This is a genomic window from Thalassobaculum sp. OXR-137, from assembly GCF_034377285.1.
Classification (GTDB): Bacteria; Pseudomonadota; Alphaproteobacteria; order Thalassobaculales; family Thalassobaculaceae; genus Thalassobaculum.
The window spans coordinates 3,865,217-3,880,154 of the sequence record NZ_CP139715.1 but is presented as its reverse complement, the minus strand read 5'-3'; the positions used below and the strand labels follow the sequence as shown (position 1 = coordinate 3,880,154).

Annotated in this window: 18 protein-coding genes and 1 tRNA gene; 13 read left to right on the top strand and 6 right to left on the bottom strand. The window is 67.1% G+C overall.

Annotated elements, in window-relative coordinates:
• Nucleotides 1-123: 123 nt before the first annotated feature.
• Nucleotides 124-336: a helix-turn-helix domain-containing protein gene (locus T8K17_RS17985; protein WP_322331112.1), complete on the bottom strand. Its 213-nt coding sequence runs from the start codon at nt 334-336 to the stop codon at nt 124-126.
• 205 nt (nt 337-541) lie between these two features.
• On the opposite strand from T8K17_RS17985, the gene T8K17_RS17980 reads away from it, so the two are divergent.
• From T8K17_RS17980 to T8K17_RS17965, 4 genes are all read left to right on the top strand, one after another.
• Complete coding sequence (locus tag T8K17_RS17980; RefSeq protein WP_322331111.1) at nt 542-925, top strand: TraY domain-containing protein; 384 nt, start codon at nt 542-544, stop codon at nt 923-925.
• A 4-nt stretch (nt 926-929) separates the two neighbouring features.
• Nucleotides 930-2,084 carry a tyrosine-type recombinase/integrase gene (locus tag T8K17_RS17975; protein ID WP_322331110.1) on the top strand — a complete coding sequence of 385 codons (1,155 nt, stop codon included), beginning with the start codon at nt 930-932 and terminating at the stop codon, nt 2,082-2,084.
• Between the two features lie 71 nt (nt 2,085-2,155).
• Nucleotides 2,156-2,245: transfer RNA gene (locus tag T8K17_RS17970), tRNA-Ser, on the top strand.
• Nucleotides 2,246-2,374: 129 nt separating this feature from the next.
• Nucleotides 2,375-3,400, top strand: a complete 1,026-nt coding sequence (locus T8K17_RS17965; protein WP_322331109.1) for a hypothetical protein — start codon at nt 2,375-2,377, stop codon at nt 3,398-3,400.
• A gap of 40 nt (nt 3,401-3,440) precedes the next feature.
• Here T8K17_RS17965 and T8K17_RS17960 read toward each other — a convergent pair whose 3' ends face one another.
• Nucleotides 3,441-3,836, bottom strand: a complete 396-nt coding sequence (locus T8K17_RS17960; protein WP_322331108.1) for a response regulator — start codon at nt 3,834-3,836, stop codon at nt 3,441-3,443.
• A 206-nt stretch (nt 3,837-4,042) separates the two neighbouring features.
• Here T8K17_RS17960 and T8K17_RS17955 point away from each other — a divergent pair, with 206 nt between their 5' ends.
• The 3 genes from T8K17_RS17955 (at nt 4,043) to T8K17_RS17945 (ending at nt 7,433) form a co-directional block, all read left to right on the top strand.
• Nucleotides 4,043-6,325, top strand: a complete 2,283-nt coding sequence (locus T8K17_RS17955) for a sensor histidine kinase (RefSeq protein ID WP_322331107.1) — start codon at nt 4,043-4,045, stop codon at nt 6,323-6,325.
• Nucleotides 6,322-6,777 carry a response regulator gene (locus T8K17_RS17950; RefSeq protein ID WP_322331106.1) on the top strand — a complete coding sequence of 152 codons (456 nt, stop codon included), beginning with the start codon at nt 6,322-6,324 and terminating at the stop codon, nt 6,775-6,777. The genes T8K17_RS17955 and T8K17_RS17950 overlap by 4 nt, the downstream gene beginning before the upstream one ends.
• Nucleotides 6,778-6,977: 200 nt before the next feature.
• Nucleotides 6,978-7,433, top strand: a complete 456-nt coding sequence (locus T8K17_RS17945; RefSeq protein WP_322331105.1) for a glyoxalase superfamily protein — start codon at nt 6,978-6,980, stop codon at nt 7,431-7,433.
• Nucleotides 7,434-7,467: 34 nt separating this feature from the next.
• Here T8K17_RS17945 and T8K17_RS17940 read toward each other — a convergent pair whose 3' ends face one another.
• Nucleotides 7,468-7,863 carry a hypothetical protein gene (locus T8K17_RS17940; RefSeq protein ID WP_322331104.1) on the bottom strand — a complete coding sequence of 132 codons (396 nt, stop codon included), beginning with the start codon at nt 7,861-7,863 and terminating at the stop codon, nt 7,468-7,470.
• A gap of 207 nt (nt 7,864-8,070) precedes the next feature.
• Between T8K17_RS17940 and erpA the strand changes: the two genes are divergently transcribed.
• The 5 genes from erpA to T8K17_RS17915 all read left to right on the top strand — a co-directional run bounded on the left by erpA (nt 8,071) and on the right by T8K17_RS17915 (nt 10,640).
• On the top strand, nt 8,071-8,427 hold the full coding sequence (gene erpA, locus T8K17_RS17935) for an iron-sulfur cluster insertion protein ErpA (protein ID WP_322331103.1): 357 nt from the start codon (nt 8,071-8,073) through the stop codon (nt 8,425-8,427).
• Nucleotides 8,428-8,536: 109 nt separating this feature from the next.
• On the top strand, nt 8,537-9,322 hold the full coding sequence (locus T8K17_RS17930; RefSeq protein ID WP_322331102.1) for an exodeoxyribonuclease III: 786 nt from the start codon (nt 8,537-8,539) through the stop codon (nt 9,320-9,322).
• A gap of 70 nt (nt 9,323-9,392) precedes the next feature.
• On the top strand, nt 9,393-9,947 hold the full coding sequence (locus tag T8K17_RS17925) for a hypothetical protein (RefSeq protein ID WP_322331101.1): 555 nt from the start codon (nt 9,393-9,395) through the stop codon (nt 9,945-9,947).
• Nucleotides 9,948-9,966: 19 nt separating this feature from the next.
• The gene (locus T8K17_RS17920; protein WP_322331100.1) at nt 9,967-10,395 is read left to right on the top strand and encodes a hypothetical protein; all 429 of its coding nucleotides are present in this window, start codon (nt 9,967-9,969) and stop codon (nt 10,393-10,395) included.
• A 32-nt stretch (nt 10,396-10,427) separates the two neighbouring features.
• Complete coding sequence (locus T8K17_RS17915; RefSeq protein WP_322331099.1) at nt 10,428-10,640, top strand: hypothetical protein; 213 nt, start codon at nt 10,428-10,430, stop codon at nt 10,638-10,640.
• A 15-nt stretch (nt 10,641-10,655) separates the two neighbouring features.
• Here T8K17_RS17915 and T8K17_RS17910 read toward each other — a convergent pair whose 3' ends face one another.
• Nucleotides 10,656-12,152: a M81 family metallopeptidase gene (locus T8K17_RS17910; protein WP_322331098.1), complete on the bottom strand. Its 1,497-nt coding sequence runs from the start codon at nt 12,150-12,152 to the stop codon at nt 10,656-10,658.
• A gap of 14 nt (nt 12,153-12,166) precedes the next feature.
• Nucleotides 12,167-13,096 (bottom strand): DMT family transporter, encoded by a 930-nt coding sequence (locus tag T8K17_RS17905; RefSeq protein ID WP_322331097.1) that lies wholly within the window; start codon nt 13,094-13,096, stop codon nt 12,167-12,169.
• Between the two features lie 96 nt (nt 13,097-13,192).
• On the opposite strand from T8K17_RS17905, the gene T8K17_RS17900 reads away from it, so the two are divergent.
• A complete protein-coding gene (locus T8K17_RS17900; protein WP_322331096.1) occupies nt 13,193-14,029 on the top strand; it encodes a LysR family transcriptional regulator in 837 nt (278 codons plus the stop codon).
• On the opposite strand, the gene T8K17_RS17895 is transcribed toward T8K17_RS17900, so the two are convergent.
• Nucleotides 14,026-14,898, bottom strand: a complete 873-nt coding sequence (locus T8K17_RS17895; protein WP_322331095.1) for a LysR family transcriptional regulator — start codon at nt 14,896-14,898, stop codon at nt 14,026-14,028. The genes T8K17_RS17900 and T8K17_RS17895 overlap by 4 nt on opposite strands.
• Between the last annotated feature and the right edge of the window lie 40 nt (nt 14,899-14,938).

The following is a 14,938-nucleotide window of genomic DNA, read 5'->3' as shown; positions in this document are numbered from 1 at the left end:
TGCTTGCGTTTCTGCGGGGTTTGGGCTACTTTTAAAACCGTCCTGGCCGGCAAGCTGGACGAATTTCGAGGCCCCGCGATCCACCCGGACGGCGGGGCTTCGCGCTTTCGGGCGGGACATAGATCAGGCCGCCTCCCCGCTCAGCATGCGATCGCCGGCGACCTTAGGAACCAGTATGCGCTTGCCAATCCTGATGGTGGGAATTTGGCCTTCCCGCGCGGCGGCATAGACCTGATTTCGACCCACTCCCAGCATCGCCCCGAACTCGTCCAGCGTGTACGTCTGACGTTGCGGTTTGGCAGCGCGCGTTCTGTCGGTGGGATTAGCGTTGTGCATATTGGCCTCCTATTAGCTAGATGTGGTTTGCTGTACTGATACAGAAATACGATCCTCGGAGGTCTCTTGCAATATTTTTCTGTACCGGTATAGAATATAAACACCAATAGGGACGCGAGGGTACGAAATGACCGAAGAACGGAAGCGGCGGGGTCGGCCAACCAAAGAGCCAGGCCGGGAGGGACGGGTATCCCTAGGTCTCCGCGTGACGCCAGACGTCAAGCGTCGTCTCGACGCCGCGGCGGAATTGTCCGGCAGATCGCAAAGTCAAGAAGCCGAGATGAGGTTAGAGCGCTCTTTTCGCGAGCCACTTGCAGAGGCCAGCAATGAGCTCGTCGAACTTCTGGATCTGTTTACGAGGTACTTCGCCCATACGGGAAAGATGAAGGCGCTCAGTAAGAACCGACCAGACATCCAATCCGGCGCATGGGTGCGGGATCAGGATTGTCTTCGGCCTGCGATCGTCGCAACCGTCGCAGCCCTCATGACCGCTGATCTAGGAACGACCAAGGCAGACTGTGACCAACTCGTAAGTGAACTGGCTGAGCATTTCGAGGGTCTGGCCAAGGGCGGCCTAATCAAGGAGTAGGGAAATGGCTAACGGCAGCATCCGCCAACGCGGCGCAGGATCTTGGGAGGTCAAGTACGACATCGGTCGAGACCCATTGACTGGGAAGCGCCGCACCAAGTTTGAGACCGTCCGCGGCTCCAAACGCGAGGCGCAGAAAGTTCTCCGGGACCGGCTTACCACGATCGACCACGGGACCTATGCGAACGCTGGCAAGTTGACGGTCGCGCAGTGGCTCAGCGACTGGCTTGCCCAGGCGAAGCACGGGACCAGCGCGAAGACCTGGGAGCGATACACCGAGATCGTGAACCATCATCTGGTGCCAGGTCTCGGCGCCGTTACCCTCAACCAACTGTCGGCCGCGGCGATCCAGCAGTTCTATGCCAAGGCATTGGAGTCCGGCCGGCGGGATGGCAAGGGCGGCCTGTCCCCTCAGACCGTCCGGCATTTCGATCGCGTGTTGAACGTGGCGCTGAAGCGCGCCCGGGCCCTTGGGCTGATCGCGCGCAACCCCGTTGAGGATGTCGCCAAGCCGAAGGTGGAGCGGGGCGATATGCGCATCCTTTCACCGGACGAGGCTCGCGCCCTCCTCGCCATCGCCCGCCCTACCCGGCTGTTCGCTCCGGTGTTCCTGGCTCTCGGAACTGGCCTGCGCCGTGGAGAGATCCTGGGGCTGCGCTGGTCCGATATCGACCTTCCCCGCTCCTCCCTCACCGTGGCCCAGTCGCTGGAGACCACGAAGACGGGTCTGCGCTTCAAGGAACCGAAGACCAAGCGGGGACGGCGGACAATCGCGCTGTCGGCGTCCGTGGTCGAGGAACTGAAGGAGCACCGCGCCCGGCAGGCGAAAGAGCGGCTGCAGCTCGGTCTGGGGAAGGATCCGGCCATGCTGGTCTTCACGAAGATCGACGGCGAACCGGTCCAGCCGGACGGGATGAGCAAGGAATTCGTCGCCATGGCCAAGCGGGCGGGCCTGCCCAGGGTCACGCTCCACACTCTGCGGCACACGCACGCGAGCGACATGCTCCGCGTCAACGTCCATCCGAAGATCGTCAGCGAACGGCTTGGCCACGCCTCGGTGGCGATCACGCTGGACGTCTACAGCCACGCCGTTCCAGGCTTGCAGGAGGATGCTGCCTCGCGTATCGATGCGGCCCTGCGAGGCGTCCTCGGGAACTAGGGTGGCAATCGGGTGGCAGATGGACATGCCACCGCGCCGGCCCATCTTCTAACTCGTTGAAACGCCTTATAGGACGGGTGGCCGAGTGGTTGAAGGCAGCGGTCTTGAAAACCGCCAGGGGTGCAAGCCCCTCGTGGGTTCGAATCCCACCCCGTCCGCCATATTCCTGTGAAGGCTTTCACATCTGGTCCGCCGCGCCCTGTCCGGTTCATCCTTGACGCCTCACGCGGTACCGTGTGCGTGGGCCGATATCTACCGGCCTCTGTGCCACGCCAACCCGGTGAGCCTCCATGAAACTGCTGATCATCACCGACGACAAGGTCGGGCAACGGCCGGACGGGCGGCTGACCGCGCAGCTCGCCACCACGCGGCTTCGGCTGCTGGTCGCCTATCATGCCGCCCGGTCGGCCGGGTTCACCGCGTGGCTCGCGGTGCGCCATAAGCCGGCGGACCTGATCGGCTCCGATGCATTCCGGGACGCCGATACTGTCCTCTTTGGCAAGACGTTCGAAGACCACAGCGCGACGGCCCTGGCGGCGAAGCAGGCCGGCAAGCGGGTCCTGGTGGATATCGCCGACGGGTTGGGATCGACCGGCGACTTCGACGAGCTGGGCCGCGTCGCGGCATGTGCCGACGCGGTGTTCTGCTCGAGCGCGCGGTTGACGGAGATGGCGGCGGCCTGGGTTCCGGCCGACTGCCGGCGGTTCTGCATCGAGGAACCGGCGGAAGAGGCGATCCGCGCGCCCAAGGCCCAGCTCGGTGGAGACGGCATCCTCGAGCTGCTGTGGTTCGGCACCAGCAGGAACATCGTCTACCTCGTCCCGCACCTCTCGGAGATCGCCGCCCTCGCAGAGGACCGGCCGTTCCGGATCACGCTGGTCTGTCACGAGAACGTCGTGGCGCAGCAGCTCTGTGCCGCGGCGGCCGAGCAGGACCAGGGTCTGTTCAAGATCCGCTTCGAGGAATGGACGCCCCAGGTCCAGGCGGCGGCCCTCGATGCGACGGACATCGTCCTGATCCCCGGCGATCTGGCGAAGGATTCCGCGCAGAAGAGCCCGAACCGGCTGATCAACACCATCGCCGCCGGCCGGCTGGCGGTCGCCTCGCCGATCCCGTCCTACCTGCCCTTCGCCGATTTCGCGCTGATCCGCGACTGCCTGGCCGACGGTATCCGCGATGCACTGGCCATGCCGGCGGCGGATCTGGAGGCGCGGATCGGCGCCGGGCAGCGGGTGGTGGCGGAGCGCTACAGCGCGGCGGAGATCGGTCGGCACTGGATTGCGGCGTTTCAGGCGCTCGGCTCGGAACGACCATAACGGCCCGTCGGCCGCCGGCCCCTCCTGGCTCCGGCGCCGCTCATCCCAAGGGCAGCATCTTCGCGATCCCCTGGGGGCAGACCGGCTTCTCCACCGAGCCGATGATGTTCAAACCTTTGGCGCGGCCGTAGGATTCCGCCACGTCCAGAAGGTCGCTCATCAAGCCGCTGACCAGGAAGATCTGCGGTTTGGTGAGGCCGAGCTGCGCCATCTGCTCCAGCACTTTGAGGCCGTCGATCTCTTTGCGGAGGATCAGGTCCAGGACCACCAGGCTGGTCTCGTCCAGATCCAGTGTCTCCAGCGCCGGCGGTTCATCGAACCAGAGAACGTCGTCCACGCCGCGGCCCTTCAGCGCCCGGATCAGGGCCTCGGCGTCGCTCTCCGAGTCGTCGATGATGACGATCCTTCGTACCGGGGCCCGAGTGATCAGGGTCATTGTCCCGACTCCGATGATGCTCGATGGTCGACGGCGACCGTGCTGCAACCGAAATTATCGGTGAATATCTAATTAAACCTTAATCCGGCGCTTCGCGCCCCTCCTGCGACGGTCAATAATTACAAAAAAATAATGGTGATTTCAACAAGTTGTTCGGTATCCGGCCGGCGCGTGATGTAGCATGACTGGAACCTTGGAGGTGCCACGTGGTCGTGAGAACGTCGCCGGCGGGAACCCTGTCCCTGACCCTTCGAGCGAAATATCTACTGCTGGTATGTGCTGCCGTGGTGGTTGCCACGGCCGTCTCCGGCATCAGCTATTTCGTGTGGATCGAACGGCTGACCGTCGCCAAGGCCACAGACAGCCTGATGTTCCAGACCCAGCTCGTGGCGACCCAGGTGAAGCTGAATGTCGAGCAGCTTCGCAACGACGTGCTCACGGTGTCCCGCATGCCGCCGGTGCAGGGGATCATCCGCAGCGGCCGCAACGGCGGGATCGATCCGGCGGACGGCTCCACCGACGCGCAATGGCGCAACCGGCTGGAGGCCATCTTCACCTCGACCATGACCAAGCGGGTCGACTACGTGCAGATGCGCTATATCGGGCTGGCGGGCGACGGGCTGGAACTGGTGCGGGTCGATCGGGACAAGGACGGCCACCTGCGGACCACCGAGGAGGAGGACCTTCAAACCAAGGCCTCGCAGCCGTATTTCCAGGAGAGCCTGACCCTGGCGCCCGGCGAGGTGTACTTCTCCGACATCACGCCGAATGTGGATTTCGACCGGACGGAATTCGAAAACCCGATGCTGCGGGCGGTCACCCCGGTCGTCGATTCCAGCGGCGTGCCGTTCGGTTTCGTCCTGATCAACGCCCATTTCGGTGCCCTGATCCAGGGTATTCTGGCCCAGATCCCGCCCTCTCCGGACCTGTTCATCGTGACCGATGCCGGCGACTTCGTTCACCGCAGTGCCGCCGGCGTGGTCGATCCCCTGGTGCTGGCGCAGGGGAGCGACCGGCTTCCGGGTGCCTTCGGCCGCGCCATCCGCGAGGACGGCACCGATCCGCACGGTCCGACGGCCAAGATCTATGACGACCGGGTGGTCGCCACCGTGCGTTTCGCTCCGGACGTGGCCATCGCCCCGACCCTGGCCGTCGCCCTCAGCCAGACCCGCGAGGACCTGCTGGCCGAGGTGTTCGAGACCCGGCGCAAGGCCATCGTCCTAGCCCTCGGCCTGATCCTGCTCGTCGCGGTTCCCGGCTTTTTCATTTCGCGCCGGCTTACCGGCCCCCTGCTCCGCCTGGCGACCGACCTGCGGACCAGCGATCCGGGGCGCAGCGAGATCGATCTGCCGGTCGATCGGGGCGACGAGGTCGGCGAGGTCGCCCGAGCCATTGACGTGCTGATCGCCCGGCGCCGGCGGATCGAGGCGATCCAGGCCTCCACCCTCGCCCGGCTGCAGTCGATCCTCGACCGGACGGTGGATGCCATCGTCACCGTCGACGCCACGGGCACGGTGCAGAGCTTCAACCGCGCCGCCACCCGGATCTTCGGCTACGAGGCCGACGACATCATCGGCCACGGCGCCGATCTGCTGCTGCTCGACACGTCCCGTGCCGCGGTCGGCGCGGTGAGCGAACAGGAGGTGCGGACCGCCGACGGACGAAAGATCCCGGTGGAACTTTCCGTCAGCGAGGTGCAGACCGCCGAGGGCAAGTTCTTCAGCTGCATCGTCCGCGCGATCGGCGAGCGCAAGCGCCTGGAGGCGGCGGTCCGCGCCCATGCCGACGCGCTGGAACGCAGTAACGCGGAGCTGGAGGAGTTCGCCTATATCGCCTCCCACGACCTGAAGGAGCCGCTGCGGGCGATCAGCAACCACACCCAGTTCCTGGCGGAGGATCAAGGCGACAAGCTGGACGAGGACGGCCACCGGCGCATCGCCCGGCTGAAAGAGCTCTGCGTGCGGGCCGATCGGCTGATCACCGACCTGTTGCACTTCTCCCGCCTGGGCCGCGACGAGCTGCGGATCGACGCGGTCGATATCGGCGGAGTCGTCGAGGCGGTGCGTGCCGGTCTGGTCGACTACCTGAAGGAACGCAATGGGGAAATCCGAACCGTTGGGGAACTGCCGATCGTACGCGGCGACCGCAGCCGGCTGACCAGCCTGATCTACAACCTCGTCGTCAACGGCTTGAAATATAATGACCAGGGGGCGCGGTACGTCGAGATCGGCGTACGGGAGGGCCGGAATCGCGACCGCGTCATTGTGTTCGTGCGCGACAACGGCATCGGCATCGCGCCGGAGTTCCGCGACAGCGTGTTCAAGATCTTCAAGCGGCTGCACAGCGAGAAGGCTTATGGCGCCGGCTCGGGCGTGGGCCTGAGCTTCGCGCGCAAGATCGTCGAGCGGCATGGCGGCCGGCTGACGTTCGACTCCACTCCAGGTTCCGGCACAATCTTCTTCTTCGATCTGCAAAGGACAGGGACATGAGACCCTCACACGGCCAGCCGATCCTGATCATCGAGGACAGCGACGACGACTACGAGGCGACGCTGCGGGCGCTCAAGCGGGAAGGACCGCTGGCCAATCCGATCCTGCGCTGCGAGACCGGCCGGGAGGCGCTGGACTATTTCGCCGCGATGGGCACGGACGAGCGACCGCGACCCGGCCTGGTGCTGCTGGACCTCAACCTGCCGGGCATCGACGGGCGCGAGGTGCTCACGCGGATCAAGGGAGACCCGCGGACGGCGCGCATCCCGGTCGTCATCCTGACCACGTCCGACGACGACTGGGACATCACCCGCTGCTACGAGGCCGGCGCCAACACCTACATCAAGAAGCCGGTGACGCTGGAAGGGTTCTTTGTCGTGCTGAAAACGCTGCGCGAATACTGGCTGGAGGTGGCCCTGCTGCCGCGCGACAGTGCCGAGGAGGGCGGCTGACGAGGATTGACAGCAGCCCGGCATCGCCTTAGCACCGGCATCGGGTGAGAGACGCCCGCCGCTCGCCGGGACTGTCCCGATGGTGAAGATCTCCCGGCCGATGCGGCCGCGACGACTGTCCGACACGCGACCCCTCCTCCCGGTCCGGCGGCAAGGCGAGCCCCGCTCAGCGAGACCGGACACGAGGATCGGAGTCCGTCATGACCGCCCCCCTTCACACTCCCCCTGTCCATACCGCCGACCAGGCCAAGGCCCTGGCGAAGGCCCTGCGCGCCGACCAGGCGGCCGCCGGACACGCGATGAGCCATTCCGCCGCCCTGGAACGGGTCGCCCGCGACCAGGGCTATGGGACCTGGAACGCCATGTCTGCCCGGCTCTCCAACGCGCCGGAGATCGCCCTGCAGGTCGGCGACCGGGTGGCCGGCCGGTATCTCGGCCAAGCCTTCGCCGCGAGCGTGCTGGCGGTGCGCAGTCTCGGCCAGGGCCAGGGGCTGGAGATCACCCTGGAGTTCGACGCGCCGGTCGACGTGGTGACCTTCGACAGCTTCTCCGCCTTCCGCAGCCGGGTGACGGCAACGATCTCGCCGGGCGGAACCTCCTTCGCCAGGACCGGCAACGGGGTACCGCAGCTCGTGGTGACGCGGGTCGACGGGTAGCGGCAGGTAGGCGCACAGATAGAGGCGGCGGCGGTTACGGCGCCGTTCCCTCCTCCGCCCGCAGCCAGTCCAGCGCCTCCTGCCGGCAGAAGAACCAGCGCCGCCAATAGGGCCGCGCGTCGTCGAACCCTTCCGCCCAGAGCTTCAGGATATGCGCGTCGGTCGGGCTGGAGACCACGCAGGCGACGCGCAGCCGCTGGCGCGGCTCTCCCTCGTTCTTCATGCGGAAGACGTCGCGCAGGGTGCCGATGGTCAGGCCGCTCAGATCCGCCTCGCGCAGGTCCCAGAGCACGCCCCGGAAGCGGTCGGCATCGGGCAAGGCTTTCAGCGCGTGGATGATCGCCAGGATGTTTTCCGTCACGAACCTGTCGCGGAAGTCGATCTCGACGAGGTCTCTCTCGGCGTTGAACGTGACCGTGTGGCGACTCATATCCCATGCTTCCGGCCCGGTTGCCGCCGGGACCTGATTCGTGCTGCCAAGGCGTCGGGGCGTCCGACGGGGCACAGGATACCGTCCCCCTCCCCGCCGTCCTAGCGGCGCTTTCCGCCAGAGGCCGCCCGAGGCCCGCGCATCCACCCGTTGAAGCCGGAGGCCGCGCGCCTTATCTTGTGGGCAGAGTTTAAAAGGAACGCAAACATGCCCGACGGCGCAGTTCAGGACCGGAGCTTCGGCATCACCGAGAGCGCAGCCAAGCGGATCGCCTTCCTGAAAACCCAGGAACAGGACGGCGACGCCCTGCGGATGCGGGTCTCCGTGCTCGGCGGCGGCTGTTCCGGCTTCCAGTATGTCTTCGATTTCGACCGCACCCGCAACGACGACGACCACGTGTTCGAACGCAACGGCGTCGAGGTGCTGGTGGACGACGTGTCGCTCGACCTGCTGTCCGGCGCGCAGCTCGACTACAAGGACGAGCTGATCGGCGCCTATTTCGCGGTGGAGAATCCGAACGCCACCTCGTCGTGCGGCTGCGGCACCAGCTTCGCGATCGGCTGACCCTCCGGCCGTCCCGGCCTGCGCACTTGCGATCCGCAGGGGTTTGCGCTGACCTGTCGCCTTCCGCGCACAAGCGAGCGAGAAGGCCCCCGTCGATGAAGCCAAATCCATGAAGATCGCCACCTGGAACGTCAACTCCATCAAGGCGCGTCTGCCGAACGTCCTGGACTGGCTGAAATCGGCCGATCCGGACGTGGTGCTCATGCAGGAGATCAAAACCGTCGACGACGGGTTCCCCCGCCTGGAGATCGAGGCGCTCGGCTACGAATGCGCCGTGCACGGCCAGAAGAGCTATAACGGTGTTGCGATTCTCTCCAAGCGCGGGCTGGAGGACGTCTCCGCCCGGCTCGCCGGCGACGACGCGGACGAGCAGGCGCGCTATCTGGAGGCGACCGTCGACGGCGTGCGGGTCGCGACCATCTACCTGCCCAACGGCAATCCCGTCGACACCGAGAAATACCCGTACAAGCTCGGCTGGATGAAGCGGCTGAAGGCGCGGGCGGCAGAGCTGCTCGCCGAGGAGCGGCCGGTGGTGCTGGGCGGCGACTACAACGTCATCCCGACCGACGACGACGTGCACGACCCGGTCGCCTGGCAGGGCGATGCGCTGATCAAGCCGGAAACGCGGGCCGCATTCCGCGAGATCCTGTATCTCGGCTACACCGACGCGTTCCGCGCCAAGGACCCCACCCCGCATCGATACAGCTTCTGGGACTACCAGGGCGGCGCCTGGCAGAAGGATCACGGCATCCGCATCGACCATCTGCTGCTGTCGCCCCAGGCCGCCGACCGGCTGGTCGATGCCGGTATCGATTCCAAGCCGCGCGGCAAGGAGAAGGCCAGCGACCATACGCCGGTGTGGTGCGAGATCGCTGATAAAAACACGTCAAAGTAGTTTTTAACCTCGACATAACATATTACTCACACTAACCTTCGATCCGGTTCCTTTCGGATCGGAGGCGGTGATGGGGTCGGAGCGGTCGGTTTCACGGGAGAGATCTTCCGGACGCGCCGGCGCTCGACCCCGCGGCGCGGATCCGCGCCCCGATCGTCCCCTCCCTCCACGGGGCTTTTTCCCTCGCGCCCTCGGCGCCCCTCTCACGCTGATCGCGGCGACCGCCTGCGCCCAAGTCACGATCCAGTCGGGTGACGGCAGCGTCTCCCAGGCCACAAGGTTCGGCATTGTCTCCATCGAGACCGCGCCGGGCAGGCTGCCGCAGATCGTCGAGCTGCGCGGCGTCGGACTGATCGGCCAGAACGGCGGCATCACCCTCGGCTATCTGTCGTCGACCATGGCCGTGCTGCCGGTCGACGACTGCCGGATCGTCGTCTGGATCGACCCGGACACCCTGCTCGACGGGACCCTGCCCGCGCCCCTGCGGAACCTGCTCGCCACCCGTCCGGATGTCTGCGCGGTCGGACCCGCCGCCGGCATCGGAGCGGCCCCGCACATCATGAGTCCGGGCGTCACTGATTGGGGCAACGACACGGCTTTCACCCTGTCCGCCGCGGCGGACTGACAGCGCAATGGAGGGGACGATGAAATCGACGATCGTGACGGTGGTTCTGGCCGGGTTCGGCCTGACGGGCTGCGGCAATATGAGCGGCGCGGACCTGATTTTCGGCCAGCAGGAATCCATGGGCCTGTCGATTTCCGCGTCGGCCCCGCAGCAGGGCGGCGGGCTGACCCTGGGCTATTCCAGCCTGGATATCGCCATCGTGCCGGTGGTGATCGAGACCGCGAGCGGGAACATCGTCGTCAAGGGCGAGACCAAGACCCTCGACGACAGGGGCGAGTCGGCCGGCGGCCTGTCCGACGCGCTGTCGACCATTGGCCAGTTCGAGGTGGAAACCGGCAGCGACACGGTTCTGTCGGCCGGGCTGGCGAAGTTCTTCGCCACCGGCAACGCCGCCCAGGTCCTGGCTCAGGGCTTCGCCGACAAGTTGAGCGCGACCCCCGCCAAGTGACACCGGCGACCGATCGAGGGAAGGAACGGAAAATGGCGGATGACGGAACGCAGGATGAAGCACCCAAGGGAACGCCGCTCCCCCCGACGGCGAGCGGGTCGGAGGGTGCGGAGGATCCCGGGGCCGAGACCGAAGGGCGCATGGGCCGGATCGGCCGCGTGGGACGGGTCGGCCGCCTCGGCAAGCTGGGCGAGCTGGGGCGCGTCCCGGAGGAACCCGGGAGCCCGGAGGCGACGGGCGCCTGAACCGGCGCCCCGCCCTCACCCGTTCCAGACCGGACCCAGCGGCGACAGGCGCATGCCCCGGCGCAGCTTCTTCCAGGGCAGCTTGGCCGGATCGGCGATCATCGGGCCCGGAGCCGCCGCCACCAGGATCTCGTGGGCGATGGGGGCGAAATCGGCGCGGAAATGCACGGAGGACTTGTTGACCAGGATCGCCTGTTCGGTCGGCTCGATGCCGACATAGCGGTACAGGTTCTGGTCCGCCATCTGCACCTTGTGGGTCGCCAGCGCGATCCGCACCCCGCCGATCCGCAGGCAGGCGGACAGGCCGAGCCGCATCTTGGCGTTCTTGTAGAACGGTCCCGTGCCGGTGGTCTGTCCGTCATGCAGCGCTTCCACGGTATAGGTCGCCTCCAGCGGCGTGTCGCCGGGAATGCCGGAACAGCCGCCGAGCGGGATGGTGATCTCCGCCCCGACGCCCGCCGCATGGGCCGCCTTGGCGGCTTCCGGGTCGATCATCAGGCCGATCGCCGCATTCTCCACACCCGCGTTTACCAGCGCCTTCAGCATGCCGGCCGTGTCGCCGTTGCCGCCCGCGCCGGGGTTGTCCTGGGTATCGGCGATGACCACCGGCTTAGACGCTCCCTGGGACAGTCGCACCGCCTCGGCCACCGCCTCGTCCGGGTCGTAGATCTTGCCGGCGAATTCCGGCTCCAGGCGGTGGATATCGGCGGCGATGGTGTCGGCCGCCCGGTCGGCATCCTCCTGGGTGCCGCCATAGGCGAAGATGCTCGGCCCGCAATCGGCGATATCGGCCGCCGGGAAGCCGGGCAGATAGGACGTGGTCCACACGCCGCCGGTCTCCATGGCGGTCATCCGGTCGTAGACCGGTCCCGACGGCGCCATCATCGTGCACTGCCAGGACAGCGGGATGAGGAAGTCGATCTGGCGATAGGCCTTGGCCGGCTTGCCCTCTTTCAGGATGCGCTCCAGCACGGCGGCGGTCCGCTTGCCGGTATCGGCCATGTCCACATGGGGATAGGTCTTGTAGGCAACGCAGGCGGTGACCAGCTCGTGGAATCGCCTTGTCATGTTGCCGTGCAGGTCGAGCGACACGATGATCGGCAGGTCAGGGCCGACCACCTCGCGGACCCGGGCGACGGTCTCGCCCTCCCCGTCCTCGTGGCTCTCGGTCACCATGGCACCGTGCAGGCAGAGATAGACGGCGTCGATCTCACCGGCCTCCCGGATGCCGTCGCAGATCATGCCGGTGATCCGGTCGAAGGCCTCGTCGGTGACCTCGGCCGAGGGCGAGGCGGCGGCCCAGGTGGTGGCGACCAGCTCATGGCCCAGCGCCTGCGCCCCCTCGATGAAGCCGGCGCAGGAGATGTTGCGGCCTTCCATGGCGGCGAACAGCTCGTTGCCGGTGGTCACCGGCGGCCAGCCGCCGCCGATGTTGAAGGCGTCCCAGCCCGCCTTGGTCGGCGCGAAGGTGTTGGTCTCGTGCTGAAATCCGCCGATCGCGATCCGCGCCATGGTCTTCCCCGTTCTCAGGTTTTCTCGCAAACCGAGCTTAGACGAGGGAAGCGCGCGCGAGAACGCCTGGAAATCGGCATCCGCACCACGATCAACCCGATCAGGGCCAGCGCCATCCCGGCCCCGTCAAGCCATCCAATGCGGTCGCCGAAGGCCAGATAGCCGAGCACCATGGTTACCGGAGGGGTAAAGTAGAACAGGCTGGAGACCCGCACGGCACTGGCCCGGTCGAGCAGCCACCAGAGCAGTCCGAAACTGGCGATCGACTGTCCGGTGACCTGCCAGACCATGTTAGCGGCATAGAGCGGCGTCCAGGTCGCCTGCCAACCTTCCAGGAACACCGCGATCGGCGTGATCACCATGGCGGCCACCCCGAACTGCATGGCGAGCTGGGCGAACCCGTCCGACGCGCCCTGGGGCGAGGATTCCCCGGCCTCGCCACGGCGCCGTCGGTGCAGGACGGCGACCGTCATGGTGATCGCCGCCCCCGCCGCCACCAGATGCCCGAGGGCCATGCCACGGCTGCCCTCCGCTCCGGGCGCAATCACCAGCACGGTCCCTGCGAGCCCGAGCGCCAGGCCGAGCCAGTGACGCGGTTCGGTGGGCTCCCGGACCACCCAACCGGCCAGGGCCGCCGTCGCCAGGGGCTGCAGCGCGGCGATCAGCGCCACCTCCCCGGGGCGGGCGCCGAGCGCCTGGCTCTGGAAGATGCAGATCAGCCAGAACGCCTGGGCGGTCAGCCCCTGGATCACCGCATCGCTCAACCGGCTCCGGTCGAACCGGTGCCGGGCGCGGACAAAGAACGGCAGCAGCAGCGCGGCGGCGATCCACAGCCGGATGGTCAGTGTGATGAACGGCCCGCCATCCACCAGCGCGAGCTCGACCGAGATGAACCCGAAGGCCCAGATCAGAACGAAGATGATTTCGACGGCAACGAAGCCCATGGCCAACTCCTCTTGGTGTCGGCCTTGGCAGGTATGCGGCGGCTATCAATCAATCAAACGAGTTGTTTTGATCTCGATGATCACTAATTTGGATGCATGCTCGATGTCACCGCCCTGCGCACCTTTCTCACCGTCCTCGATCAGGGCGGGTTCAATGCGGCTGCGACCCTGACCGGGAAGCCGCAATCCACCGTCAGCATGCAGATCCGCCGGCTGGAGGAGACGGTCGGATCGCCGGTGCTGATTCGAGAGCGGCAGAACCTGCGCCCGACCGCCGCCGGCGAGACCCTGGCCCGCTATGCCCGGCGGATGGTGGACCTGCATGACGAGGCCATGGGCGCCCTCACCCCGGCGCGCAAGCGGAGCCTGCTGCGGATCGGCACCCCGGCGGATTACGCCACCAGCTTCCTCGCCGGCATTCTGCCGAGTTTCGGGCGCACCCATCCGCAGATCGACCTGGAGGTGGAGTGCGATCTCAGCCACATCCTGCTGGAGAAGCTGGCCGCAGGCCGGATCGACGTCGCCCTGGTGACCCGCGATCCGCAGCACGGCGCCCGGGGCACCCTGGTCCGGCGCGAGCGGATCGTCTGGGCCGGCGCCCGGGACGGCAGCGCGCATACCCGCACGCCCCTGCCCGTGGCCGCCTTTCCGTCCGGCTGCCTGTTCCGGCGTTTCGCGGCCGAGGCGGCGGAGCGGCTGGGCCGGTCGACCCGGCTGGTCTGTTCCAGCCCGGCCCTGTCGGCACTGCAGATCGCGGTGACCGGCGACATGGCGGTGGCGATCCTGGCCCAGAGCACCCTCACCCCGGACATGCGGGCGCTCGGTGCGGAGGACGGGTTCGCGCCGCTGCCTGACGTGGAGGTCGAACTGGTCGCCCGCGACGATGCGCCGCAGGGCTGGGGCGATTTCCGGGATGCGGTGACCCGGCTCTAGCTCTTCTCGAACTGGGCGGCGTGAAAGCAGCTCGCGATCCAGCCGGCGACGCTGCGCACCGACGGGTTATTGGACAGCTCCGGGCGGGCGACGACCCAGTAATCGGCCTTCAGTTCGGCGATCTCCGCCGACAGCCGCACTACACCGGGCAGCGTGTTGCCGATGAAGCACGGCAGGACCGCGACCCCGACCCCTGCGGCCACGGCGGCGGCCATCTGGTCGGTGCGCGACAGCCGCGCCGCCGCCGGCCGGTCGCCGGTCAGCGCCATGATCCACTGCATGGCCGAGTAATGCTGCTGCTCGGCGATGAAGGTCAGCCATGGCAGGGCGGCGAGATCCGACCGATCCAATGGCCGGGAGCGGCCCTCGGCGAAGGATGCCCGCCCGTAGACGGCGCAGGCGATCGCGCCGATCCGCCAGGTCAGACCCTCGCCGATCGTCGGCATGCCGTGGCGCACGACCACCTCCGGCGCCCGGGCGGCGACGGCGACGGTATCGCCGGACAGCACCAGTTCCACGCGCGGCCCGTCCGGCAGCGTGCCGAGCCCGCGGGCCAGAAGGGCGGCGGGCCATTCCATCGCCTCGACCCGGACCGTCTCGGCCAGGCCGCGAATCTTGTCGCGGGCGCGGCGCTCGACCCGCAGGGCGGAGGTCTCCACCGCCCGCACCTCCGGCAGCAGTTCCGCCCCCTCCTCGGTGAGCCGGTGGCCGTCGCGGTCCCGCTCGAAGAGTTGCAGGCCGAGATCCTCCTCCAGCGCCCGGAGGCGCCGGGCGACGGTCGGTTGGCTGACCACGAGCTCGATCGACGCCCGGCGGAGGCTTCCGGTGCGGGCCACGGCGAGAAAGGCCTGAAGATCGTCCCAGTTCATGAAACGAATTTGTAACGCCAGAACCGAATTCGTGGAACGA